Annotated in this window: 28 protein-coding genes and 1 pseudogene; 5 read left to right on the top strand and 24 right to left on the bottom strand. The window is 71.1% G+C overall.

The window, feature by feature from the left end:
- Positions 1-6: 6 nt before the first annotated feature.
- The 9 genes from AB5J87_RS17455 to AB5J87_RS17415 form a co-directional block, all read right to left on the bottom strand.
- Positions 7-438: a minor capsid protein gene (locus AB5J87_RS17455; RefSeq protein ID WP_369377661.1), complete on the bottom strand. Its 432-nt coding sequence runs from the start codon at positions 436-438 to the stop codon at positions 7-9.
- Complete coding sequence (locus AB5J87_RS17450; protein ID WP_369377659.1) at positions 435-791, bottom strand: hypothetical protein; 357 nt, start codon at positions 789-791, stop codon at positions 435-437. Before AB5J87_RS17450 ends, AB5J87_RS17455 begins: the two co-directional genes overlap by 4 nt.
- Complete coding sequence (locus AB5J87_RS17445) at positions 788-1,105, bottom strand: hypothetical protein (RefSeq protein ID WP_369377657.1); 318 nt, start codon at positions 1,103-1,105, stop codon at positions 788-790. The genes AB5J87_RS17450 and AB5J87_RS17445 overlap by 4 nt, the downstream gene beginning before the upstream one ends.
- Entirely contained in the window at positions 1,102-1,497 is a 396-nt protein-coding gene (locus AB5J87_RS17440) for a hypothetical protein (RefSeq protein WP_369377656.1), read from the bottom strand. Before AB5J87_RS17440 ends, AB5J87_RS17445 begins: the two co-directional genes overlap by 4 nt.
- A gap of 2 nt (positions 1,498-1,499) precedes the next feature.
- Positions 1,500-1,697, bottom strand: a complete 198-nt coding sequence (locus AB5J87_RS17435) for a hypothetical protein (protein WP_369377655.1) — start codon at positions 1,695-1,697, stop codon at positions 1,500-1,502.
- Positions 1,697-2,707, bottom strand: a complete 1,011-nt coding sequence (locus AB5J87_RS17430; protein WP_369377654.1) for a major capsid protein — start codon at positions 2,705-2,707, stop codon at positions 1,697-1,699. The genes AB5J87_RS17435 and AB5J87_RS17430 overlap by 1 nt, the downstream gene beginning before the upstream one ends.
- A gap of 20 nt (positions 2,708-2,727) precedes the next feature.
- The gene (locus AB5J87_RS17425) at positions 2,728-3,435 is read right to left on the bottom strand and encodes a hypothetical protein (RefSeq protein ID WP_369377652.1); all 708 of its coding nucleotides are present in this window, start codon (positions 3,433-3,435) and stop codon (positions 2,728-2,730) included.
- A 90-nt stretch (positions 3,436-3,525) separates the two neighbouring features.
- Positions 3,526-3,681 (bottom strand): Rmf/CrpP fold protein, encoded by a 156-nt coding sequence (locus tag AB5J87_RS17420; protein WP_369377650.1) that lies wholly within the window; start codon positions 3,679-3,681, stop codon positions 3,526-3,528.
- A gap of 10 nt (positions 3,682-3,691) precedes the next feature.
- Positions 3,692-5,935 carry a phage minor capsid protein gene (locus AB5J87_RS17415; RefSeq protein WP_369377649.1) on the bottom strand — a complete coding sequence of 748 codons (2,244 nt, stop codon included), beginning with the start codon at positions 5,933-5,935 and terminating at the stop codon, positions 3,692-3,694.
- Positions 5,936-6,202: 267 nt separating this feature from the next.
- Here AB5J87_RS17415 and AB5J87_RS17410 point away from each other — a divergent pair, with 267 nt between their 5' ends.
- Positions 6,203-6,337 (top strand): hypothetical protein, encoded by a 135-nt coding sequence (locus AB5J87_RS17410; RefSeq protein WP_369377647.1) that lies wholly within the window; start codon positions 6,203-6,205, stop codon positions 6,335-6,337.
- Between the two features lie 19 nt (positions 6,338-6,356).
- Here AB5J87_RS17410 and AB5J87_RS17405 read toward each other — a convergent pair whose 3' ends face one another.
- From AB5J87_RS17405 to AB5J87_RS17335, 15 genes and pseudogenes are all read right to left on the bottom strand, one after another.
- The gene (locus AB5J87_RS17405) at positions 6,357-7,832 is read right to left on the bottom strand and encodes a phage portal protein (protein ID WP_369377645.1); all 1,476 of its coding nucleotides are present in this window, start codon (positions 7,830-7,832) and stop codon (positions 6,357-6,359) included.
- Positions 7,819-8,256, bottom strand: a complete 438-nt coding sequence (locus AB5J87_RS17400) for an HNH endonuclease signature motif containing protein (RefSeq protein WP_369377644.1) — start codon at positions 8,254-8,256, stop codon at positions 7,819-7,821. Before AB5J87_RS17400 ends, AB5J87_RS17405 begins: the two co-directional genes overlap by 14 nt.
- 73 nt (positions 8,257-8,329) lie before the next feature.
- On the bottom strand, positions 8,330-9,565 hold the full coding sequence (locus AB5J87_RS17395; protein WP_369377643.1) for a PBSX family phage terminase large subunit: 1,236 nt from the start codon (positions 9,563-9,565) through the stop codon (positions 8,330-8,332).
- Positions 9,565-10,011, bottom strand: coding sequence for a hypothetical protein (locus AB5J87_RS17390; protein WP_369377642.1), 447 nt, complete (start codon positions 10,009-10,011; stop codon positions 9,565-9,567). The genes AB5J87_RS17395 and AB5J87_RS17390 overlap by 1 nt, the downstream gene beginning before the upstream one ends.
- Before the next feature lie 111 nt (positions 10,012-10,122).
- Positions 10,123-10,917: a hypothetical protein gene (locus AB5J87_RS17385; protein WP_369377641.1), complete on the bottom strand. Its 795-nt coding sequence runs from the start codon at positions 10,915-10,917 to the stop codon at positions 10,123-10,125.
- Positions 10,914-11,276, bottom strand: coding sequence for a hypothetical protein (locus AB5J87_RS17380; RefSeq protein ID WP_369377640.1), 363 nt, complete (start codon positions 11,274-11,276; stop codon positions 10,914-10,916). The genes AB5J87_RS17385 and AB5J87_RS17380 overlap by 4 nt, the downstream gene beginning before the upstream one ends.
- Complete coding sequence (locus AB5J87_RS17375) at positions 11,273-11,509, bottom strand: hypothetical protein (RefSeq protein ID WP_369377638.1); 237 nt, start codon at positions 11,507-11,509, stop codon at positions 11,273-11,275. Before AB5J87_RS17375 ends, AB5J87_RS17380 begins: the two co-directional genes overlap by 4 nt.
- Entirely contained in the window at positions 11,506-12,312 is an 807-nt protein-coding gene (locus AB5J87_RS17370; protein ID WP_369377637.1) for a hypothetical protein, read from the bottom strand. The genes AB5J87_RS17375 and AB5J87_RS17370 overlap by 4 nt, the downstream gene beginning before the upstream one ends.
- Positions 12,309-13,058 (bottom strand): hypothetical protein, encoded by a 750-nt coding sequence (locus tag AB5J87_RS17365; RefSeq protein ID WP_369377635.1) that lies wholly within the window; start codon positions 13,056-13,058, stop codon positions 12,309-12,311. Before AB5J87_RS17365 ends, AB5J87_RS17370 begins: the two co-directional genes overlap by 4 nt.
- 159 nt (positions 13,059-13,217) lie before the next feature.
- Complete coding sequence (locus AB5J87_RS17360; protein WP_369383775.1) at positions 13,218-13,367, bottom strand: hypothetical protein; 150 nt, start codon at positions 13,365-13,367, stop codon at positions 13,218-13,220.
- A gap of 684 nt (positions 13,368-14,051) precedes the next feature.
- Positions 14,052-14,567: pseudogene (locus AB5J87_RS17355) on the bottom strand (DNA cytosine methyltransferase); the annotation flags it as partial.
- Positions 14,567-15,469, bottom strand: coding sequence for a recombinase RecT (locus tag AB5J87_RS17350; protein ID WP_369377634.1), 903 nt, complete (start codon positions 15,467-15,469; stop codon positions 14,567-14,569). The pseudogene AB5J87_RS17355 and the gene AB5J87_RS17350, both read right to left, overlap by 1 nt.
- Complete coding sequence (locus tag AB5J87_RS17345) at positions 15,466-16,530, bottom strand: YqaJ viral recombinase family protein (protein WP_369377633.1); 1,065 nt, start codon at positions 16,528-16,530, stop codon at positions 15,466-15,468. The genes AB5J87_RS17350 and AB5J87_RS17345 overlap by 4 nt, the downstream gene beginning before the upstream one ends.
- Complete coding sequence (locus tag AB5J87_RS17340) at positions 16,527-16,763, bottom strand: hypothetical protein (protein ID WP_369377632.1); 237 nt, start codon at positions 16,761-16,763, stop codon at positions 16,527-16,529. Before AB5J87_RS17340 ends, AB5J87_RS17345 begins: the two co-directional genes overlap by 4 nt.
- Positions 16,760-16,966 (bottom strand): hypothetical protein, encoded by a 207-nt coding sequence (locus tag AB5J87_RS17335; protein ID WP_369377630.1) that lies wholly within the window; start codon positions 16,964-16,966, stop codon positions 16,760-16,762. Before AB5J87_RS17335 ends, AB5J87_RS17340 begins: the two co-directional genes overlap by 4 nt.
- 249 nt (positions 16,967-17,215) lie before the next feature.
- Here AB5J87_RS17335 and AB5J87_RS17330 point away from each other — a divergent pair, with 249 nt between their 5' ends.
- The 4 genes from AB5J87_RS17330 (at position 17,216) to AB5J87_RS17315 (ending at position 21,694) form a co-directional block, all read left to right on the top strand.
- Positions 17,216-17,677: a helix-turn-helix domain-containing protein gene (locus AB5J87_RS17330; protein WP_369377629.1), complete on the top strand. Its 462-nt coding sequence runs from the start codon at positions 17,216-17,218 to the stop codon at positions 17,675-17,677.
- Positions 17,678-17,851: 174 nt separating this feature from the next.
- Complete coding sequence (locus AB5J87_RS17325; RefSeq protein WP_369377628.1) at positions 17,852-18,136, top strand: hypothetical protein; 285 nt, start codon at positions 17,852-17,854, stop codon at positions 18,134-18,136.
- 81 nt (positions 18,137-18,217) lie between these two features.
- Positions 18,218-19,957, top strand: a complete 1,740-nt coding sequence (locus AB5J87_RS17320; RefSeq protein ID WP_369377626.1) for a recombinase family protein — start codon at positions 18,218-18,220, stop codon at positions 19,955-19,957.
- 78 nt (positions 19,958-20,035) lie between these two features.
- Positions 20,036-21,694 carry a long-chain fatty acid--CoA ligase gene (locus tag AB5J87_RS17315; RefSeq protein WP_369377625.1) on the top strand — a complete coding sequence of 553 codons (1,659 nt, stop codon included), beginning with the start codon at positions 20,036-20,038 and terminating at the stop codon, positions 21,692-21,694.
- The last annotated feature ends 165 nt before the right edge of the window (positions 21,695-21,859 follow it).

Below are 21,859 nucleotides of genomic sequence, written 5' to 3'. Positions count from 1 at the left end.
CGCCTCCTATTCGAGGTTGGGGCCCGCGCGGTGGGCGCGGGCGTAGTAGTTGCTGGTCCGCTCCCAGCGGCCCGAGGCGTCGGCGCCGATCGGGGCGGCCGAGACGCGGTAGACGAGCTGGACCGGAACGGCGCCGAAGGTGTGGGGGCCCGAGCCGTGCAGCAGCGCGTGCACCTGGTCGTCGAGCGCGTCGACCTCGCGGGGGTCGGAGCTCGTCCGGGTGCGCACCTGCACGCCCGTGGTGGTGTCGGTCAGCACCGGGGACTCGGTGACCGGGTAGGCGGACAGGCAGATCACCCGGTCCGGGGCGGGCGGGGTGGCGGCGATGGTGATCGCGGTCTCGCCCGGGGCGTACACGCCGTCGGGCCGGTAGACGCCGAGTCCGTGCTCGGCGAGCAGGAGGGCGAGACCGTCGAGCAGGTCGACGGTGTAGGTCATGAGCGCAGCGCCCGCCGGACCTGCGCGCCTATCAGGCTCTGCACGTCGCCGGCGACCTCGGGCAGCACCGATTCCAGGTACTTGGCCGAACGGCCGGGCAGATGGCGGGCGTTCATGTCCTCGTGCACGCGCACGGCGTACGGGGTGTCGTAAGAGACGACGGCGGCGAGCTGCTGCTCATCGACCGAGGCGGCGCCGCTCCGTTCGAGGACGCCCTCGTTGATGGGCACACGCTGCCTCGATGCGGCGAGGGTGTGCTCGGCGGCGAGCAGCAGCCCGCGCGCGGCGGCCTGCCGGATCGCGTCGCTTGCTGCCTGGCCGGTCCAGTGCAGGCGGGCGCGCTGGGGACTCATTCGCAGCTCACCTCCGTACAGGCCGGAACCGGAAGGCCGGGGGCGGTGTGGTGCGCGACAGTGATCGCGGTCGTCACCCGCCCGCCGGGCAGGGTGAGGCGCGAGCCGGGCGGGCAGTTGAGGCCGGGGGCGGTGATGACTTGTGCGGTCGAGGTGACCTCGCGCCCGTCCGGGGCACGCACGAGGCGCACGGCCTCGCCGACGAGCGCCGGTATGCCGGGCACGGCCTCGCCGTAGCGGGGGCCGTACGCCGAGTCGCCGAGGTAGGGCTCGACGGTGACCCGGTGGCGCAGCAGGAAGGCGGGAACGCTCACCACGCGATCACCCGCCCCGGGGTGAGTCCGGCACGGCGCAGTACCCGGTCGGCGCGCGGCGCGAGCTCGACCCCCGAGGCGGCCGGCGGTGCGCTGCTGCGCCCGGACAGGCTCACGGGCCCGATGCTCACGGAGTCCCACCGGCCCGCCGCGCCCGTTCCGTCGTCCCCGGTGGTGAGCCAGTACTCGACCTGCGCACAGGCGGCGTCCGCGAGCGCGGCGGCGATGGCCGGCTCGGTGGGGTCGCCGTCCTCGTCGACCCGGTAGACGGCGGTCAGCAGCGCGCTGTCGATGTCCTCTCCCGCGCGGGCGAGCAGACGCTCGGCGCTGGGCGGGGCGGGGGTGCCGGTCCATGCGGCGAGCTGTTCAGGGGTGGCGTAAGGGCGCCGCAAGTTCACCCCCTCGGCCTGGACCGGACAGCGGTGCGGCCGGTCGGCTTGTCGTCGAGCTGCTCGACGGCGTAGCCGTGGCGGCGGAAGTAGAGCAGCGCCCCCTCGTCGACGTCGTCAGCGGTGGCACGGCCGTTGGTGAAGGTGACGTCGGCGATCTGCTCGGTGCCCTCGTGCGGCGCGGTGATCTCGTACCGGGCCATCACTGCACCTTAATGTTGCGCAGCACGGCGGCGGCGCGGGTGGCCTTGAGGACGACCGCGACAGGGCCGAGCTCAACCTCGCCGGTCTTCACCGCTCCTGCGGTGGCGAAGTCGGGCAGCCACTGCCGCACGAGCTGCCCGCCGACGGTGGAGACGCCGTGGAAGCCGTCGAGGCCGATCCGAACGGCGTACAGGTCGGACAGGCCCGCGATCGCCGCCCCCTGCCCGGCGCCGTCGACGTCGCGGGACTCGATCGGGATCACCGGCGTGGTGGCTCCGGCCTTGTCGCCGAGGTCCACCAGAGCGATGCCGTTGTACGACTCGACGTTCTGCCCGAACGCGTTGGGCGAGCGGTCGTAGTAGCCGGCCCGGCGCGCGAGGCTGCGTACGCGCGCAATCGTCTTCTTGTTGCCGAGCAGCGCCGAGGGGGTGCCGTCGAGCAGGGAGAGGAACTCGTCGAGGGTGTCGAGCGCGTTGTTCGCCTTGCCCGTATCCGAGCCGATGGCTGCGCCAGTCCAGTCCAGCGACGTACCGGCGCCCATCTCGGTGGTGGAGCCGGCGAGGGCCTTGTCGAGGCCGTCGAAACCTTCCTCCTGGCCCGGGGTAGTGATGCGCTTGCCGTTGATGACCTGGTCGGAGAAGAACGCCCGTGCGCTCTTGATCGTCTGGTCCATCTGGAAGGCGACTTCGTTCGTCGCGGCCGGGCCCTGGTTGGACAGGATGCGGTCGATCTCGAACGCGCCGCCCAGCGGGGACAGGTCGACGCTGTAGCGCTGCCGCTTGGCCTGCGACTTGGGGTACTCGGTGTTCAGCTTGCGGAACTGCGCGGGCCGTTCGGCGACGAGGCGCGTGTAGCCGTAGCTGAGCGTCGCGCCGCCTCCTGCGGGGTTCACGACGTCGTCGAAGGTGAGGTTGTCGAGCAGCCACGAGGACTTGCGGAACTCGTCGATCACGGTCAGGTCGATGTCGTCCTGCGTGTTCAGCTTGGCGTCGGCGAGAGTGATCGCCATAGGTTCAGGGCTCCTTACTGTCAGCCGCCGAGGCGGGCGGCGATGGCGTCGTGCAGGGTGGCGGGCTTGCGCTCGCCGGTCGGGGCGCCGTTGAACTCGGCGCCGCCGCGCGCCGGGCCGGTGGGGGCGGCGCGGTAGAGGTCGGGGTCGGCGTCAACCGCGCTCTTGATCGCGGCGGCGAGCGCGGCATCGAACCCCTTGTCGCCGGGGTCGAGGTCGCCGACCGCGGTAAGGAATGCGCGGCTGTTCAGCAGCCGGTCGGCCCGCGCGCCCTGCTCGCTCGCGGCCTTGTGCGCGGCGAGCTCGACGCGCACTGTGCGCAGCTCGGCGGCGACCTGGTCGAGCTGCTTGTCGCGCTCGGCGACGGCGGCGGCGAGCTTGGCCGGGTCCTGCTCGGCCTCGGCGCCGTCGGGGTGGAGCGCCTTGGTCACGGCGTCCAGGGCGGCGCGCAGCTCGTCGCGCTCGGCGGCGGCCTGCTCGGCCTGCTGGGTGGCGGCGGCGAGCTGCTGCTCGGCGGCCGGATCACCCGCCGGGGCGGGCGGCGTGCCCGGGTCCGTGTTCGGCGCAGGGGCCGGATCGCCGGCGGGCAGGGCGGCCGGGTCGCCGCCCTCGCCGGACCCGCCCTTGATGGGCCAGATCGGGCGCCCGTCGCGGCGGAAGCCGAGGGCGGCCTCGCCCGTGCGCGGGTGGAGCGGCAGCGAGGTGTCGTCGGGGGTGTGCTCGGGCATAGCGGGGCGTGCCTCCGGGGCATGGGTGCGGGCAAGGGAAAAGGGCCCGCCTTCGGCGGGCCCGGAAGAAAAAGGGGGAGGGGCGGCGGCCTAACCGTCGGGCGGGGTGCGCGCACGGGCATACCCGCGGACCCATGCCGAGCGGCGCAGGTCGCCGCGCGGGTAGGGGCACGAGGTCACGGGGGCGGCGTTGCGTCCGGCCTCGATGCCGGCGAGCAGCGCGCGGACGATGTCACCACGTCCCACGGGCACCCCCTCAGAGCCGGTTGTTCTGCGTGTTGCGGGAGGCGCGGGCGGTTTCCGCAGCGTGGCTGCGTACGCCGGTCACCATCTCCTCGTACTCCGCGAGCGTCATGCGGGGGTTGTCCTGCCACCAGCGTTTGAGCTCCTCCGAGGCGCGCGCGTAGGCGACGTGCGCGGGCCCGGAGAACAGCGATGCGGGGTCGACGCCGACGAGCTCGGCGGTCTTGGTGAGCATGTAGCCGTTGGTTGCGGCCTCGGCTTCCAGGGCCTGCGCCCAGACGTGCTCTTGGTACATCTCGCGTATCTGCTCGCGGGTGTAGGCGGTGCGCTGCTGCATGTCGGCGTACTCGCGCTCCGCGATCCACCGCTCGGTGTCGGACATGCCCGCGTACCAGTCGACGGAAAGGCCGTTCCACGCGTCCGGCGTTTCGGCCGGGGCGAGCACCTCGTCGACGGCGGCCCGGTCAGCAAGCTGCCCCGCGACCGTGTGCGGCCCGCGCGCGGCGGGCAGCGGGGCGGGCGGGTACCGGTGGTCGAGCTCGTCGGCGATCCGTACGGCGTCCTCGGGGACGGCGTAGCGCACGGCCCAGCCGAGCACCTCGTCGCCGACCCCGGACAGGTCCGGGGCCAGGCGCCCGCCGGGGAAGACGTCGGTGAGCAGGCGGCGGCGGTGCATCTCGGCGCCGATCGCCGGCCGGTCGCCCTCGATGTGCCGGGCGCGGGCGGCGAGGTCCCGTTCGGACAGGCCGACGAGGTCCCGGCGGGCGCCGGGCAGGGCGGCGTCGACGTCGCGGCGGTCCATCTCCGCCATGACGCGCATCATGTCCTCGTCGCCCAGGTGCCCCGAGACGCGGGCGAGCTCGTAGTCGCTGAACTCGGCGAGGTTGCAGGCGAGTTGGCCGTTCGGGCGGATGCGGCCGAGCAGGTGCTGCTCGTCGCGGCGGTCGCCCTCGGCGCGGATGCGGTCGAGGTCGCGCTGATCGAGCACCCCCGGGCGGATGGCGGCGCCGAGCTGCTCCTCGCTCATCTCGGGCAGGGTCCGCGCGTCACCGGAGCGCACGCGCGCCGCCTCGAACGGGTCCGACCCCGGACCGGTCGGCGAGCCGGTGCGTCCGGCCGTGCCGCCGCTTGGGGGGAGGTTGCCGGCGCCGAGCTGCTCGCGCTCGCGGCGGCGGATCAACTCCGGGTGTTTGGCGAGGTGTTCGCGCTGCCTGGCCTGCCACTGCCGCACACGGGCCTCGGCCGCCCGCTTGCCCTCGGGAGTCGGTGAGCCAGCAGCGCGGTTCTTCCACTTGCGGATACCGCGCTCGATCGCGCGCTGCCGCTGGCTCGCTTCGTAGCCGTCGGGGTCCTCGGAGTGCTCGACCGGTGCCCGGGTGATGCCGGGCAGGTAGGCGCTCAACGAGTGTCGGCAGTTGGGGTGTTGAAATCCTCTCTGCCGTGCCTCGTCGAGGCTGCCGAGGATGTCGACGCGTACAAGCTCGCCGTCGGTGGTGGCGTGTTCGGCCTCGACCGTGCGGGCGCCGCCGGGCCCCGAGAGGCTCAGCACCTTGCCCTCGAACGGCTTGCAGAGCGGGCACTCGTGCGGCGCGTTGGAGGCGATCACGAGGTCGAGGCCGGCCGCGCGCAGCCGGTCGCCGTGCCCCTCGACCGCCGCGCGGCCGACGGCGGTACGGGTGGCCATCTCCGCGTAAGAGGTCATCTGCCACGCGCGCCCGCCCCGGTCAACGAACGTGCGCAGGCCCCGGTCGGCGAACCGCTCCATCGCGCGCTGTGTGGCCTGGCGGCGGGTGTCGACGCCGAGGAGCGGCGTCGCGGCTACCTCGGCGATCACCTGCCGGTATCCGTCCTCGACGCCCCGCAGGATTCCCCGGTGCGTCTGCGTGACGAGCTCGACCGTCTCGGCGGCGAGCCGGTCAACAGCCCGGGTATTAGGCGTGGCCTCAGCAATGCGGCGCAGGTCGTTGTCGTGCAGCGCACCGAGCTCGGCCAGACCCGCACGAGACCCGACGTTGTACGCCTCGGCGACGGCGTCGAACACCTCCAACTGCATGGCCGTACCGAGTGCGTCGACGACCCCCTGCGCGCCTCGGCGCAGGGCCTGAACGTCGCGCAGCTTGGCCGTGGCCCAACCGGGGGCCTCGTATCCGTCGGCGAGCTGCCGGGCGACGATGCCGAGCAGCCGCTGCTCGGCATCCGCGTACAGGTCACGGACGCCGGCCGACAGATCCTCGACCATCCCGGGGTGAATAGGCATGCCCACCCCCAGGATATTTCGAGTAAATGTCGAAAAACTCGGAGATGGGCGAATTGAATTTCACGTGATGTGTATCACTGGAATCCGGTCGCGCTCGGGCGGAGTCCCCTCTGTGGGTACACCTGAGAATGCGTGATTCGGGCGTCTGGCCTGCGGTGATGACGCGGAGCGATTCAGTTAAAGTACATCTCGAAATCCGATTAAGCAACTTAATAGGGTCACTCCATTAGGGGCGAGGGCGTGGAGGCTCGCGTAATGTCCCCGGCCATGAATGAAATGACGCAGGCATTCGCCGCATCCGGGCCGTTACTCGTCGTCGTGCTCCTCCTCGCGGTGGCACTCGCGCACCCTGACCCTGATGTCAGGGCGCGTGCGGAGCGGCTCTTTCGCCGGATCTTCTGACCCCATGCCGGCCGCCGTGTCAGGGGAGGGCGCCGAGCTGCATCGGGTCCGGGGCGGCTTGGCCGGTCTCGGTGAGAATGCGGTCGACCTCCTCTCGCACGGCCGTGTCGTCCCAGTCGGGATGCAGAGCGCGCACCTTGGTGTCGGTGCTGACGGCCTGCGCCTGCTGGAGCAGGGAAAGGGTCTGCGCGGTGCTGGCCGGGTCCTCGCTGACCGAGTCGCCGAACGTCACTCTCGGCCGCTCGGGTACGAGGCCCGGGGTGAACAGGGCGCGGTCGAGCCGCAGCATGACGAGCAGCATGTCGGCGAGCTCGGGTACCCAGTACCGCGACTTCTTGTTGCGGGTGGTCATCGAGCGGCGCTCGCGTGCCTTGACCTCGGTCGCGGTGACGGCGCCGCCCTGGTCGCCGAGCCCGAACGTCTGGGAGCTGTAGCCGGCCGACCGTACGGCCTGCTGCACGATGGCGTCGGCGGTCGACTGGTGCTCGGCGACCCTGATCGCGAACTGCGACAGGGTGATCCCGCCCGCCTCGGTGGGCGGGATGTTGAGCGTCTGCCAGATCTCCCGGTCGTCGTCGAACGAGGCGCCACGGCCGGGGCCGTGGTCGCGCAGGTAGCCGTCGGGCACGAGCAGGCGGGCGCGGGCGAGGCGGATGTCGCGCAGCCAGGACGACCATGTCTCGTCGAGCGCGTCCATGAGGTCATGGAGCGGCGCGGCATAGTCGGAGCGGCCGAACGGCGATCCGCGGTGCCTCCGGTTGGGGCGGATGTTGGGGACGTAGGCGGCAGTCAGCTCAGGTATGCCGGTCTCGATCGCGTCGCCCTCGGGGCCGAGCGAGCCGGCGAGGGCGGCGACCTCGGGGTGCTCGGTGAGCGGCACCCGTGTGCCGAGCCGGTCCGGCGTCCCTTGGTAGAGGCCGTGCAGGATGCGGCCGGGCTCGTGGCGCTCCAGGTGGCGCCACACGGTGGAGGAGTCCGAGGCGAGCTCGTGCCAGAAGGTGACGGCGACGAGCTGCCCGAACCGGAACTCGGGTACCGCGCAGTCGGCGTGCACGGCGGTGAGCAGCGGGCGCGCGGCGAGCGAGGCATCCCAGGTGATCCGCAGGTACACGCCCCCCAAGGCGGCGGCGACCTCGGCCGCTTCCAACAGGGTGTTGGCGACGCCGCCGGTCTCGATGAGGTCGGCGAGCCGGTCCTGCGTTGCGGTGTCGGCGACGGTGAACGTCGGCGGCTCGCTGAACAGCAGGTCGGCGGATGCGGTGGCGATGTCGCCGGCGAGCGGGATGTGCAGCCGTCCGTCGCGCTTGCCGGGCTGCTGGTGGCGGTGGCGTGCCCACAGTCGGCGCCGTCCGTCCTCGCGGTGCTGCTGGTGCCGGTAGACCTCGGAGAGGCGGCGGCGGTCGCCGGAGTACCACGCGTCATCGACGCGCATCTCGCGGTACAGCGGGGCGAGTTGGGCCGGGGGCCACGGCGTGTTGTTGTCAGGCAGGGGCATGAGTGACCCCCTGTCGCTTGTGCGGACGGTGCCGGTCCCCGGTGCGGCAGGCCCGGCAGTTGCGGGCACCGCTTGGCCGGACGTAGGTGTTCGCGGTGTCGAACCGGTGGCCGCGTACGCAGTGGGTGCGCCGGGCGTTGCGGGCGGTCGGGCCCTCGCCGCGCAGGATGTTGGTCCGCTGGGGCACGGGCTCCAGGTGGTCAGGGCGCAGGCACCTGCGGTTGCGGCACAGGTGGTCAATCACGAGTCCCGGCGGGATGGGGCCGACCATCACCTCGTAGGCGAGGCGGTGTACGTGGTGCTTGTGGTCGCCGATACGTACTTGCCCGTATCCGTTGGGCTTGATGTGGCCGGTCCACTCCCAGCAACCGCCCTCGCCGTCACGGATCTTGGCGAGGAATCGGTCGGTCCAGTCGCGCGGCATGGCGGCCCCCCTTGGGCATGGCAGAGCCCCGGGCGCCAACAGCGGCGAACGGGGCGGCAGTTGGCGGTGCGTGCTAGATGGTGCGGGTGAGCAGGTGGCGCCACTCGTTCGCGGTGGAGTGGACGGCGTAGCGCAGTGCGTCGACGCTGTGATCGTCTTTCTTGACGGGCCGGTCCTCGCCCCGGGCGGCGGCCTCGTCGCTCCACACGTAGCCGGGCAGTTCGTCGAGCAGGCCGGCACATGAGCGGTGAATGCGCAGCAGACCGGAGTCGAGGGCGCTTGCCACGCTGCGGATGCCGTCAAGCACGGTGTTGTCAGCGCGCGCGATGCCCGGGTGCCCGTCCGTCCACAGTTGGGTGGAGTACGAGGCGGCGCTCGGGTCAATGAACGTCCACTCTGGGGCGACGTCCAGCTCGGCGAGCCACGCGCGCACAGCGCGGCTGTACTGCGCGTCGGTCATCTGCCGGCGCACAGCGCGCGCGTCATGGCGCCACTCGGCAGCGGCGTACAGGCGGTCGTCGTCGCCGAGGCCGAGCAGGATCGCCGAGAAGGGGTTCGAGGTGCCGTAGTCGATGCCGAGCCAGTAGCGGCGCATCGGCGGCAGCTCGTCGACGACGTGCTGCTGCTCGTCGAACATGTCGAAGACCGCGCCCTCGGCGACCACCCAAGCGCCGTCGATCATGCGGCGGCGCCACAATCCGGAGTACTCCGCAGTAAGCGACGCGACGTAGGCGGGAGCGAGCGAGGGGTTATCAGCGAGGCGGAAGTGCCAGGCAGCGAGATCGAGTTCGGCGGCGCGGTCGAGATAACCGGTCTTGAGCCAGTGCCGGGGACTGTCGGGGTTGGTGGTGCCGAGCAGCTTCGCCCCGGGCACGGACAGGCGGGCGAGGAGCTGCACGAAGAACGGTTCGGGCAGCAGGGTGATCTCGTCGACGTACGCCAGGGATGCCGTCAGACCGCGCAGCCGTCCCTCGGCCCGAGCGTCGCTCGCGCCGATCAGGTGGACAACGCGCCCGTAGATCACGGCCGTTGTCGCGCCCCGGGTGTGCCGGACTTCCGAGGCGACGTCCGCGCCGAAGAGTTCGGGGTCTTGCAGGGGCTCGATGATGTTGCGCTCGACGGTCTGCAAGCTGCGCCCGCAGATCAGGATCAGGCCCGAGGCCGGAGCGCGGCGGACCATGAGCAGGAAGCACAGCAGGCTCGCAATCGTCTTCCCCGAGCGCACGCTGCCGTGCCACACGTTGATGCGGGCGCGTGCCTGGCGGATCGAGGCGAGTTGCTTGTCGGACAGCGGCGGAGGCGCGGCCATCACACCCCCTCGCCATCACCCCCGTCCGGCCCGAGCAGAGCGACGGCGAGGCGGTCGAGCATCGAGGCGCCGCTGCCCCCGGTGCCGGTGTGGCGGGTGAGCTCGGCGACGCGGGCGTGCACTTCGGTCAGGGCGCGGGCGGCGGTGGCATGGTCGCGGGCATCGCGCGCGCTCTCGGCGGCGGTGGTCTTGGTGACCTGCCCGAGGGCGCCGTCGAGGGCCTCGTCGGCGAGCTGCTCGCGCCGTGCGGCGGCGTCCTGGCGGTGCGCCTCGGTGGCGGCGGCAACGCGGGCGCCCCCGGAGAAGGTGAGGCCGAGCTCGGCGGCGATCTTGCTCACGGTGGCGGCGCCGCGCCCGATGGTCCGCGCGATGTGGTTCCGGCTCTTGCCCTCGGCGTGCAGGCGGCGCACGGCCTCACGGTCCCGGCCGGTGATCGGCTCGGCCACGCGCTCACCTCCCGGCGGACATGCGTACGCCCCGCCGCAGGGGGGGAGGCGGCGGGGCGTACGGGATCGGGGGAAGTTTCCGGGCACACCGGAGACGCCCACCAACTTAGGTCACGAACAGATAACGGCGCAAGTCCGTTCGGAATCCGGCTGGGCAGCGAACACGGCGAGCAGTCCGCCCATGTTCTCCCGCTCCCACACACGGTGTCCGTCGAGGTCGAGCGGGACCGGTGCCGAGCAGCTCGGGCCGGTCGAGCAGGTGATGCGCTGCACCTCCCCCTCGGCGGAGTGCAGCACGAGCGGCCCCTCGCACCACGGGCACGGGCGCCGGCCGGGTGCTGCCCGCTCGTCATGCCGCAGCGCCCCCAGTACCCGCCGGGCGCACTGACGCGCGACCCGGTGCGCCTCGTGCAGCAGGTGCTCGGGCAGCGGGGCGAACAGCGGCTCGCCGAGGCGGCCGTCGGCCTGCTGCCCGTCCCCGGTGAACTCGCCGAGCACGCGCCCCTCGACGAACACGGCGGCCCAGTGCGCGCCCTGCGCCCGCGATCCGGGCCCGTGCTGGGTGCGGTAGTTCCAGCGGTGCAGCTCGTCGAGCGGGGTGTGCTCCTGGGTGACGGCGGCCAAGGTGTCGGCAAGGTCAAAGAGCGCGGTCTCGACGGCGACCACGGCATCGTGGGCGGTGACGTTGATCGGCGCGGAGTACGGGCGCAGGGTGAGCGGGGCCCGGTCCTCGACGAGCAGCGGACCCTCAAGGGTGGCGGTCTTGTTGACGAAATCGCTCGTCTCTACCGGCGGCCAGTCTGCGGGCGTCGGCGGCTCCCCGATCGCTGCGTTCAGGTCGCCCCACTTGTCACGTACCAGCCGCAGGGCGGCGACGGTCTCGTGCACGGTGCGGTTGTAGGTCATCGGCGCTGCTCCTCGACGTCGTGCTGTCCGGCGAGCTGCTGCCGCAGGGCCTCGGCCTCGGCGGCGTACTGGTCGCGCTCGGCCTCGGTCTCGGCGATGCACTGCTCGGCGGCGGCGAGGGTGTTGTGCAGCCGCATCGCTGCTGCCTGCTGTCCGCCCGCCGAGCGGCGGTGGGTGTCGCTCTCGGCGACCTCGGCCTCGACGTCGGCGCGCAGGGCGGCGCAGTCCTCGGGGGTGAGCACGCCCCGGTCGGCGCGGGCGAGGAACAGGCGCAGGCGGTTGCGGCGCTCGTCGCGGCCGGTCGCGCGTGCGGTGATGCGGCCCCGGCGGGAGTCGGTACGGATACGGGTGTGGTTCATCGGGTCCCCCGGGTGGTGGTGCGGGCAAGGCGAGCGAGCAGGCGCCGAGCGCGCGAGGTCTCCCGCGCGCGAGGCGCGACCGGTCGCGCGTGCCTGGCGTGGTTGATCTCCCATCCCTCGATGGCGAGCCGGTCGAGAAGCTCGGCGGCCGTGAGGGTGGCGAGGTGCGGGTGCACGTCGAGTGCGTCGGTCAGGTGGGCTGCGATGGTGGCGCGCGCCGCGTCCGGGGTCATCGGTGCTGTCCTCCGGCGGTGTGGCGGGCGCGGGTCTCGCGCGGTGCGGGCGGGGTGCTCATGAGGCGGGCGAGGCGGTTGTGCTCGTCCTCGGCCTGTCCGGCGGCGCGGGCGGCGGTGTCGAGGCGGCAGGGGTGCGGGGTGGGCTTGGGGGCGCGTCCCTTGCCGTGGCGCCGGAAGCCGGTCATGCACGGCTGCTCGGGCTCGGCGCCGCACCACGTGCACTTGTGGGCGTAGGCGTCGGGCAGCCCGGCGGCGACGGCGGCCTCGCGCGCGGTCCGGGTGGGCCGGAACTCGGCGAGCTGCTCGGCGACTTCCGCGGGCATGTACCGGCGCGGCCCGTGGCCAACTCCGCTGACCAGGGCGGCCAATCGTTTCTGCCCGGCGGGGCTGATCTCGGCCCGGTACTGGGCGGGCGGGGTGTGGCCGTGGGCGACCGCGGACCGGGCGCCGAGCAGTTCCTCGCGCCACGCCTGCGGGTCGTCGGGGTCGGCCTCGGGCAGGGGGTCGGTGTGGCGGTTCATGAGCTCGGCGCGGTGCGGCGCCCAGGCGGCGAGCACGTCGTGCGGCTCGACCGGGCGGAACTGCGCCGAGCGGTCGCCGGCGCGCTGCTCGTAGTAGCGGCGCACGGCCTGCGAGGCGTCCCAACCGGTGTCCGTCAGGGTCGCCGGAACGTCGGTGAGTGCGGCGGTCCAATCGGCGATGGTGCGGGCGGACTGCTGCGGGTCGGCGAGTGCGCGGCGCACGCGGGAGTCGAGGCGGCCGGCGAATGCCAACAGGGCGGCGATGTGGTTGTCGATCACGGGGTGCCCTCCTTCTGGGCTTTCAGCAGGGCGAGCCCGGCGGCGAGGTTGTCGGTGTAGGCGGCGGGGGCGCGGTCGAGGTCGCCCCAGACCTTGAGCCAGTAGCGGGCCGGTTTCGGCTCGGTGCCGGTGGTGCGGCGGGCGGCAAGGGAGACGAGGGCCTCGACGCCGTGCGCCTGCACGAGCCGGACGACGTCGCGCTGCTCGCCGAGGCCGAGCGTCCAGCGGACACCGACGCCGGCTGCGGCGAGGGCGTCGCCGAGCGGGTGCAGCTCGGGTATCAGCGGGGACCGGGTCGCGCGCGGCTGCTGTGCTTCTGGTTCTCTCTTGTTGCTTATGTTCTGGGGGCCGATTTCCGATCCCCCCGGGGCCGGATTCCGGCCCTCCCCCGGGCCGGTTTCCGGCCCCCCGGGGGCCGATTTCCGACCCGGGCCGGAAACTGACCCGGGCCGGATTCCGGCCCCCTCCGAGCGGGTGTGACCGACGGCGAGCGGCAGCCGGTACACGGTCTCGCCGCCCGGCCCGACCAGGCCCTCGACGACGGCAAGCTCGCCCGAGCCGAGCAGCGCGTCGACCGCACCCCGCACGGTCGAGCGGGCGGCCCGGGTGCGCTGCATGAGCATCGCGGTACCGGCGTAGGCGGTGCAGTCGGCACCGGCCTTGTCAGCCACGGCGAGCAGCACCACGAGGGCGGTACCCCGGGCGGCGGACTGGGTCCATACCCAATCCGTGGCGTCGAGGCTCAACGGTCCTTCTCCTTACAGGGGTTGATGATCCAGAGGCTTCGGGCTGCCCGGCGAGGGCGGCGGGAGTATGGGCGGGGCAGCGGTGCCCGGTGAGGTAGTGGCGGACCCCGTCGACGGCGTTGCAGTGCTGCCGTTCGGGGCCGATCCAGTGGCCGCAGATCATGCGGCGGCCAGCAGGCCGGAGCGGTCCAGGAGCAGCCGCAGCGCGGCCTCGGCCTGGCGGGGGACTACACCGTTCCCGAGGGCGCGCAGCTCGGCGTTCCGGCCGAGGCCGACACCGGTCACATGGCCTTCGGGGATGCCCTGCATCCACTCGACGAACGCCGAGCTCAGCCGTCCTCGATCGTCAACTGCCCAGGGAGCGGGGCGGGTGAGGGCCTCCCAGCGGGCAACTGCGCCCGCGTAGATCCCCCAATCCCGATCGCGTACCGGGCGAGCTCCGGTCGGCACTGCACCGCCAGGCCGAGCGGCAGACTCGTGTCGGCCGCCGCACCGCTGGGACGCCGGTTGCCGCGACGGCGCAGCCAGTGCTCGGCAGCGTTCGGCCCCTCTTCGTGGTGCGACGCCCGCGGAGTCGGCAGAAGCGCAATCAGCACCGGCAGCGGGGGAGTCCCCACACCGACGCCGTGCCTGGCGCGCATCCGTTCCCGCCGCGCCCGCCACACTTCCGGAGACTTCCCGTCGTCGTGACCCGACGCTGACGGAGTCGGCAGCAGGGCCCCGCTGAACGCCACATCCGACAGGGTCGTGCCCGAGTGGTGCCTGCTGTCCGGGGCGCGGTTCACCGTGGCGTTGCGGGCATTGCGGGAGTCGGCTGCGGTCGGTGTCGGCAGCAGGTGCTCGACCTCGTCCGCGAGCGTCGGCCCGTGTCCGCCCTGCTTCCTCTTGTCCGGGTGCTGCGAGCCACCGTTCGACCCGAGATTCGACGTCGGCGTTTTCAGCAGCGGGCCACGCGATGATGAACGCTCGGTCGCGGCGGTGGGGAGCGCCGATCTCCGACGCGCGAACGCTGCACCACTCCGCATCGAGCCCGAGGCGGGCCACGTCGCCAAGTACGGCACCGAGTGCTCGCAAAGGATGCTGAGTTCCCGCGTCTCCCACACACCACGGGCAGCGTTCCATGTCGCTATGGGCGCGGGCTGCGAAGAGGCCGGGGACATTCTCGATCACCACCAGGGAGGGACGTAGGGCTTCGACCGCACGGGCCACATGCAGCCACAGGCCCGAGCGGGTGTTCTCGGCGAGACCGGCGAGCTTCCCCGCGAGACTCACGTCAGTGCAGGGGAAACCAGCGGTCAGGACGTCGACGGGCTCGACCTGGCCGAAGTCGACGGCGGTCAGATCGCCATGGTTGGGAACCTCGGGCCAGTGGTGCGCGAGGATCTTCGACGCGTTCACGTCGTTCTCGACGTGCCAGGCGACCGAACCGCCGAGCACCTGCTGCACCGCGAGGTCGAGACCGCCGTAACCCGAGCACAGAGACCCGATGCGCGGGCCGTCACTGCTCATCAGGCACCGTCCGCAGCGCCGGCCGGTACGGCGGCCTCGGGCCATCCGGCGAACTCCGCCGGGACGTCCTCGACTTGGCCCTCGGCCGCCTCGGCCTGCTCGACGACCTCGCCCTCGATGTAGTCCGGCGGCACGTCGAGCCCCTCGGGCGTCGCGTCACGGCGCACGGCCTCGTCGTGCGCGACCGCACGGGCAAGCTCCGGGCTCTTGGGCAGGATCTTGAAAAGCTGCCGGATCACGGTCTTCCGGGCCATCGCGTCGTAGTCCGTCGACCACGGGCCCGAGTCGCGCGCCTTGCTGCGCCGCCGGATCGCCTCGACGTCCTCGACGCTCATCACCACGAACGCCGAGCCGCCGTTCGACATCTTCGCGATGGCGTAATAGTCCGTCGGCCGCCCCCGGTTGGAGCGGGCCGGGACGTGCCGCAGCACGGGATTGAGACCGTCCTCGTACGTGAACTCGTCGTTCTCGTACACCGTGCGCGCGGTCAGGCCAGCGGCGGCCGGGTGCTGCCAAAAGAGCTTGATCATGCCCTGATAGCCGATGACGAGCTGCACCTCGTATGCCCGGACACGCTTGTTCCAGAACGGGAGCAGGTACGCCTCGCCCAGCGCGCCGCCCGGCTCCAAGCCGAGCTGCGCGCAGGTCATCAGTGCGCCGCCGAAGCTCTCCTGTGTGCACTCGGCGAGGTGCTCGACCCTGCGCAGCTCGGTCAGGGCGATACGGGCGATGCGCTCGGGGCTGGCGATGTGCGCGGGCAGCGCGCGGGCGATCTCGCCGCGCATGGACTGCACGAACTGCACGAGGCTGGGCTGCTGGTGGGCGACGGTGCCCCGGGAAGTCTGGCGGGCGGGGGTGTGGTTGCGGCGGGCGGCGACGCGCTCGGCAAGGTTGGTGCTCACGCTGCGGGGTGCTCCTTGGAGTCCACCACGACAAGGCGTCGGGCGCGGTGCGCCCGGAACTCGTCGGGGTGCTCGGCGGCGAGGCTCGTGGTGTCGAGCGCGTCGACGCGGTGCGTGTATCGGGCGGCGAGGTCAGGGTGCGCGGCGGCGAACCGCTTCGCCGAGAGCGGGCCGTTCTGCTTCCACGTGAACGCGGTCCGGCCCTGCACTTTGACGACCTCGGCCTCGCCGGCGATGGCTTTCAGGCGGTTGTCGACCTCGCGCAGCTCGGCCTCGGTGCGCTGCTCGCGTGCCTTGAGCTCGCGGCGCCGCTCCAGCAGGGGCAGCACTTCGGCCGGATCGGCCACGGTCACGGCGCCGGCCCTGACCTTGTGGAGACGGCCGAGGAGTTCCTCGGTCGCGGCCGAGCCGTCGACGGGCGGCGGCGTGCGGTCGAGCACGCGCTGCCAGAACTCGCCGACCAGGACGACGAGTTGCTCGATGAGCGCCTCGTCGCGCTCGACGCGGTGCACGACCATGCGGTTACCGCCGAGCAGCGCGGCGACATGCGCGTGCGTGTACCCGGTGACGGCGAGGTACCAGTGCGTTTGCAGCGCCGGGCCGTCCGGGACGCCGAGCAGCCACTCGTCGAGTTGGAAGGCGGACCGGGTCTTGATCTCCAACAGGCTCGACGGCACGGCCTCGCCCGGCTCGATCACGTACCGGTCGACGTTGGCGAGCATCCAACGACGCTCGACGTGCGCGAGCATCCCCGGGCCCTCGACGACGCCGAGACCGGACCGCTCGGCGAACACCTTCGCGATGGTCGGCTCGTGCTGGTGCCCCCAGAAAGCTGCCTCGGCGAGCTCGGGGGAGCGCGGCACGTCGCCGAGCTCGCCGAGCTTGTCGAGGTACAGCTCGACCGGGCTCGTGTACTTGCTCATCCCGAGCACGGCGGCGACGTCCGAGCCGCCGATGCCCGAGCGGCGGGCGGCGAGCCACTGCTCGCGGCCGAGGCCGGGTGGAGCGACAACGACACCGGTCGGCGTGGCCGTAGCCGGCCCGTTCGGTGCGGTGGTCATGCTGTCCCCTCGGCGGGTTGTGCCTGTCTGCGGTGTGCTTGCGGCTGGATCTCGGACATCCGCTTGAGCCGCCGCAAGCGGCGTTCGATCTCCTCGGCGGTGCAGTTGCTGCCGACGGCAGCAGCACGTGCGGCGTCCGCGATGCACAGGGAGTCACGGCGTGCACGGGCGGTGTCGAGGACGGCCCGCGCGTTGCGGTGAGCCTGCGCGCGGGTGATGTGCGGGCGGCTCATTCGGCCACCCCGTACAGGTCTGCGGCGGTGAGGCCGTACTCGCGCTCGATCGCGACGAGCGTCTCGGCGGCTGGCTTGCTGAGCCCCTTGATCAGGCGCCATGCGGTGGCGGGGTGGACGGCGAGGCGCCGTGCCACCTGTGGGCTCTTGGTGTCGCCGGCCTCGGACATCGCGTCGAGGAGACGGCGGTGGTTGTAGGGCATAGGTGTTCCCCCTGGCGGTCACTGTTCGTTCTGCCAGACAAGAACCTAGATCGCTACCTTTCGTGCTGGCAAGAAAATAAGACGGAAAGGTTCGATCCGTTTATTCGGATGCCAGTTCGAGTACCCTCGGCGATAGTGCAGTGACGCAAAGGGATGTTGGGGTCTAAAGTGGCCCCCTTGCTGCATCGAAGGGGGGTAAGTAAGGGTGAACTCTGTCCGCGTACCGTGCTGCGCAGGTACATTGCGAGCATGCGAAGGAACGAACAGGAACGAAAGAACGATGGAGGGGATCACGTCGCAGCGTTCGCAGCATGGTTCGAGAAGAGGCTCTCTGAACTTGGCTACGACATCTCGTCGGCCCGCTCAGGCGGACGCGGGAAGTTCGCGAACGACGCAGGCGTCTCCCACTCCACCGTCTCCCGAGTCCTTAACGCCCAGAAGATCCCGACTCCGGATGTCCTTGCAACCATGGCACCCCACCTCGGAGTCTCCCTCGGTGATCTCCTCGTCCTTGCGGGCAAGGCAACCCAAGACGAGATCAACAGGGCCGCCGCGCCGCCTCCCGTCGGCCGACGCTCCACCCCCGAGGAAGCAGCCACCCACCTAGGCATCCATGACCCGGACTTGGTCGCCTTGTTCGTCACGATGACCAAGCAGATGCAGACCCAACAGGCCGAGCGGCAGCACCACGCAGCCGCAGGCCACAACTAGGAGCAGAGAAGCCGCACAGGCCAGGCCAGGACACCCCTGCCACGCCATCCGCCCCACCGGTTCCGTTACGGCTCGGACCGCACTCCCTCACGAGTGCTGCCCCTGCTCAGTAACAAACTCGGATCTCAAAACGTCATAGCCGTGAGAGATCAGCACAAAGGGGAGGAAAGCGTTATGAAGACTCGGCAAGGGATTGCGGCGGCAACACTCCTCGCATCCCTCGGCGTGGCCTGGATCATGGTGGTAATCGCGGTGGTCGTACCCGGCGAGCAGACCCTGCTCGTCTGGGCCGGCATCCTCCTGGCCACAGGCACCGCGCCCGCCCTCGTCATCACCCAGCGCCGCCGCGCCGCCGAAGCCGCTTACGACAAGGCGTACCGCCTCGGCCTCCAGCATGGCGGGCCCGAACTCCTGAAAGTCCGCTCCCCATCACAGCCGCGAGAGGACGACACCCCGTAGCAGGCGCTACCGCGGGGGGTAGCGCACGCCGCGCACCCAACCCAACAAGCAAGGGAGGGCAGCACGTTGACGCGTGCAGCAGTGCTTGACACAGAAGAGGACTACGAGAACGACCCAGACCTGCAAGACATCCCCGAGACCTTCCTGTCGGACATCGAGATCCCGGACGACATCTCGGAACTTGAGCCCTACATCGGGTACATCAGGGTCTCAACCTGGAAAGAGGAGAAGATCTCTCCGAAGCTCCAGAAGGTAGCCATCCAGGAATGGGCCGTCCGCACGAAGCGCCGGATCGTCCGGTGGATCGTCGACCTGGACAAGACCGGCCGCAACTTCAAGCGCAAGATCATGATCGGCATCGGCGCCGTCGAGCAGGGCAAGGTCAAGGGCATAGCCGTCTGGAAGTACAGCCGGTTCGGCCGCAACCGCGACGGGATCGCCGTCAACCTCAAGCGCGTCGAGAGCGTCGGCGGACAGGTCGAATCCGCAACCGAGCAGATCGACGCCCGAACCGCCCTCGGCAAGTTCCAGCGCGGCATCCTGTTCGAGTTCGCCGCCTACGAAAGCGACCGCGCCGGCGAGCAGTGGAAGGAGACACACGAACTCCGCCGCGCCGCCAAGCTGCCGGCCACCGGCCGCGCACGCTTCGGGTACCTCTGGCACCCCCGGCGCGTCATGCAGCCCAACGGCACATGGACCACGCAAAAGGAGTGGTACGAGCCCGACACGAAGGGCCTCGGCCCCATCGTCGCGGAGCTCTACCGCCGTTACGTCATGGGGAAAGGATTCAGCATCCTGTGCCGGTGGCTCAACACGGCAGGCCACCTCAACGCCCGGGGCAAGCTCTGGCAGACCGAGACGCTCAGGCGCTACATGGACTCAGGCTTCGCCGCCGGGCTCCTGCGTCTGCACAGCCCGAAGTGCCCCAAGCCTGACTGCCATGGGTCCTGCACGAACTACTACTACGCACCCGGAGCACACGAGGAAATCGTCGGCTGGGATCTCTGGCTGCGGTACATGCAGCGCCGCAAGATGATCAAAGAGACCCCAATCCGCAGCCGGGCAGCGACCTACACCCTTACCGGGCTCATGGCACACGACGCGTGCCGAAAGGGCGTCACGGTCGCCTCGGCCACCCGCAAGCGAAAGGACGGCACGACGTACAGCATCCCGGGCCACGGCGTGCGCTGCGGCTACCGCAACGGTACGGGCGGCACAGGCTGCGTAGGGGTCTACAGCTTCCGCACCATCATCGAAGACCGGTTCTTCGAGTGGCTGAGCGGTGAGGCGGCAGGCATCGACAAGGCCCCTGCAAGCGAGCAGAGAGCCCCCGCACCGAAGTCGCCTCACAGTCTCCTCGCCGAGAAGCGCAAGCGTCTGCAAGCCGAGGTCGACCGGATCTCGAAGGCGCTCAAGGTGCTCATGCGGAACTACGCGCTCGCCCCAGAGAGCTACCCCCAGGAGGAGTACGAAGAGACCCGAAGCGAGTTCATGAACGACCGGGCCAAGGCGCAGAAAGCCCTCGACGCCCTGCCCAAGGCCGAGGAACTGCCCAGCGCCGAGGAACTCCGCCCGATCGTCGTCGGCCTCGTCGAGGAGTGGGCGACACTCACCGTCGACGAGCGGAACGCCATCGCGCGTCAACTCGTGCGGCGTGTCGTGCTCACCCGCAACGGTGAGGGTGCCAAGGGCCGCGAGAACGTCATCGTCACCGTGCATCCGGTCTGGGAGCCCGACCCTTGGGGCAAGGACGAGACCGAGTTCGATGATGAGCAGGTCACAGAGGAGGAGGTCGACCTCACTCTCGTGCTCGCGAGCTAGTGACATACCGCGAGACACACCAGCACAATCACCAGGAACTTACCGCCGCGTAATGTCGCGCAGCATGGGAGGCCCCTGGTGCAGAGCACGATGCAAGATGTACCGCTGCTGATCTCACGGATTCTGACCCACGGATCAACGATTCATGGTCAGTCCCAGGTGACTACCTGGACGGGCGAAGGCGAGCCACATCGCCGCAGCTTCGCCGAGATCGGCGCCCGAGCCGCCCAGCTCGCTCATGCGCTCCGTGACGAACTCGGAGTCAGAGAGGCGAGTGCAATAGGGACGCTGATGTGGAACAACGCCGAGCACGTCGAGGCGTACTTCGCGATCCCCTCCATGGGCGCGGTGCTGCACACCCTGAACCTGCGGCTGCCCGCCGAGCAGCTCATCTGGATCGTCAACCACGCCGCCGACCGCGTGGTGATCGTCAACGGCTCGCTCCTGCCGCTGCTCGCCCCCCTGCTCCCGCACCTGCCGACCGTCGAGCACGTCGTGATCACCGGTCCGGGCGACCGCACCCTGCTCGACGACATCGACGGCGCGGGCCCCGAGGTGCACGAGTACGAGGAGCTCATCGCGGGCCACCCCACCTCGTACGACTGGCCGCGGCTGGACGAGCGCACCGCCGCCGCCATGTGTTACACCTCGGGCACCACCGGCGACCCCAAGGGCGTGGTCTACTCGCACCGTTCGGTCTATCTGCACTCGATGCAGGTCAACATGGCCGAGTCGATGGGGCTCACGGACAAGGACACCTCACTGGTCGTGGTGCCGCAGTTCCATGTGAACGCCTGGGGCCTGCCGCACGCGACCTTCATGGCGGGCATCGGCATGCTGATGCCGGACCGGTTCCTGCAGCCCGCGCCGCTCGCCGAGATGATCGAGCGCGAGAAGCCGACGCACGCCGCCGCCGTGCCCACCATCTGGCAGGGCCTGCTCGCCGAGGTCACCGCGCGGCCCCGCGACCTCTCCTCGATGGAGCGGGTGACCATCGGCGGCGCCGCCTGTCCGCCGTCGCTGATGGAGGCGTACGACAAGCTGGGCGTCCGGCTCTGCCACGCCTGGGGCATGACGGAGACGTCGCCGCTGGGCACCATGGCCAATCCCCCGGCGGGGCTCACGGCCGAGGAGGAGTGGCCCTACCGGGTCACCCAGGGCCGGTTCCCGGCGGGCGTGGAGGCCCGTCTGGTGGGCCCCGGCGGGGAGTTCCTGCCCTGGGACAACGAGTCGGCGGGTGAGCTGGAGGTCCGGGGCAGCTGGATCGCGGGCGCGTACTACGGCGGCGCGGGCGGTGAGGACTTCCGCCCGGCCGACAAGTTCAGCGAGGACGGCTGGCTGAAGACCGGTGACGTCGGCGTGATCAGCCCCGACGGCTATCTGACGCTCACCGACCGCGCCAAGGACGTCATCAAGTCGGGCGGCGAGTGGATCTCCTCCGTCGACCTGGAGAACGCGCTGATGGGCCACCCCGATGTCGCCGAGGCGGCGGTGGTGGCGGTCCCGGACGAGAAGTGGGGCGAGCGCCCGCTGGCCACGGTCGTACTGAAGCCCGGCGCGAGCGCGGACTACGCGGCGCTCAAGGAGTTCCTCGCCCGCACGGTCGCCAAGTGGCAGCTGCCGGAGCGGTGGACGATCGTCGAGTCGGTGCCGAAGACGAGCGTGGGCAAGTTCGACAAGAAGGTGATCCGCAAGCAGTACGCGGACGGGGAGCTGGACATCACCGAGCTGCGGTGACGGATGGCCCGGCGGCACGGGGCTCCGGCCCGGTGCGCCGGGGCGGGGCATGTTTCACGTGAAACATGCCCCGCGAGGAAGCCGGTGGGGCGGGGTGCGGAGGTGTTTCACGTGAAACATCCCCACCCCGTTCCCGTTCAACGGGCCTCTCGAACAGCCCGGTTG

It is taken from the genome of Streptomyces sp. cg36 (genome assembly GCF_041080675.1).
Taxonomy (GTDB): Bacteria; Actinomycetota; Actinomycetes; order Streptomycetales; family Streptomycetaceae; genus Streptomyces.
This window is presented reverse-complemented; position numbering and strand designations above follow the sequence as displayed.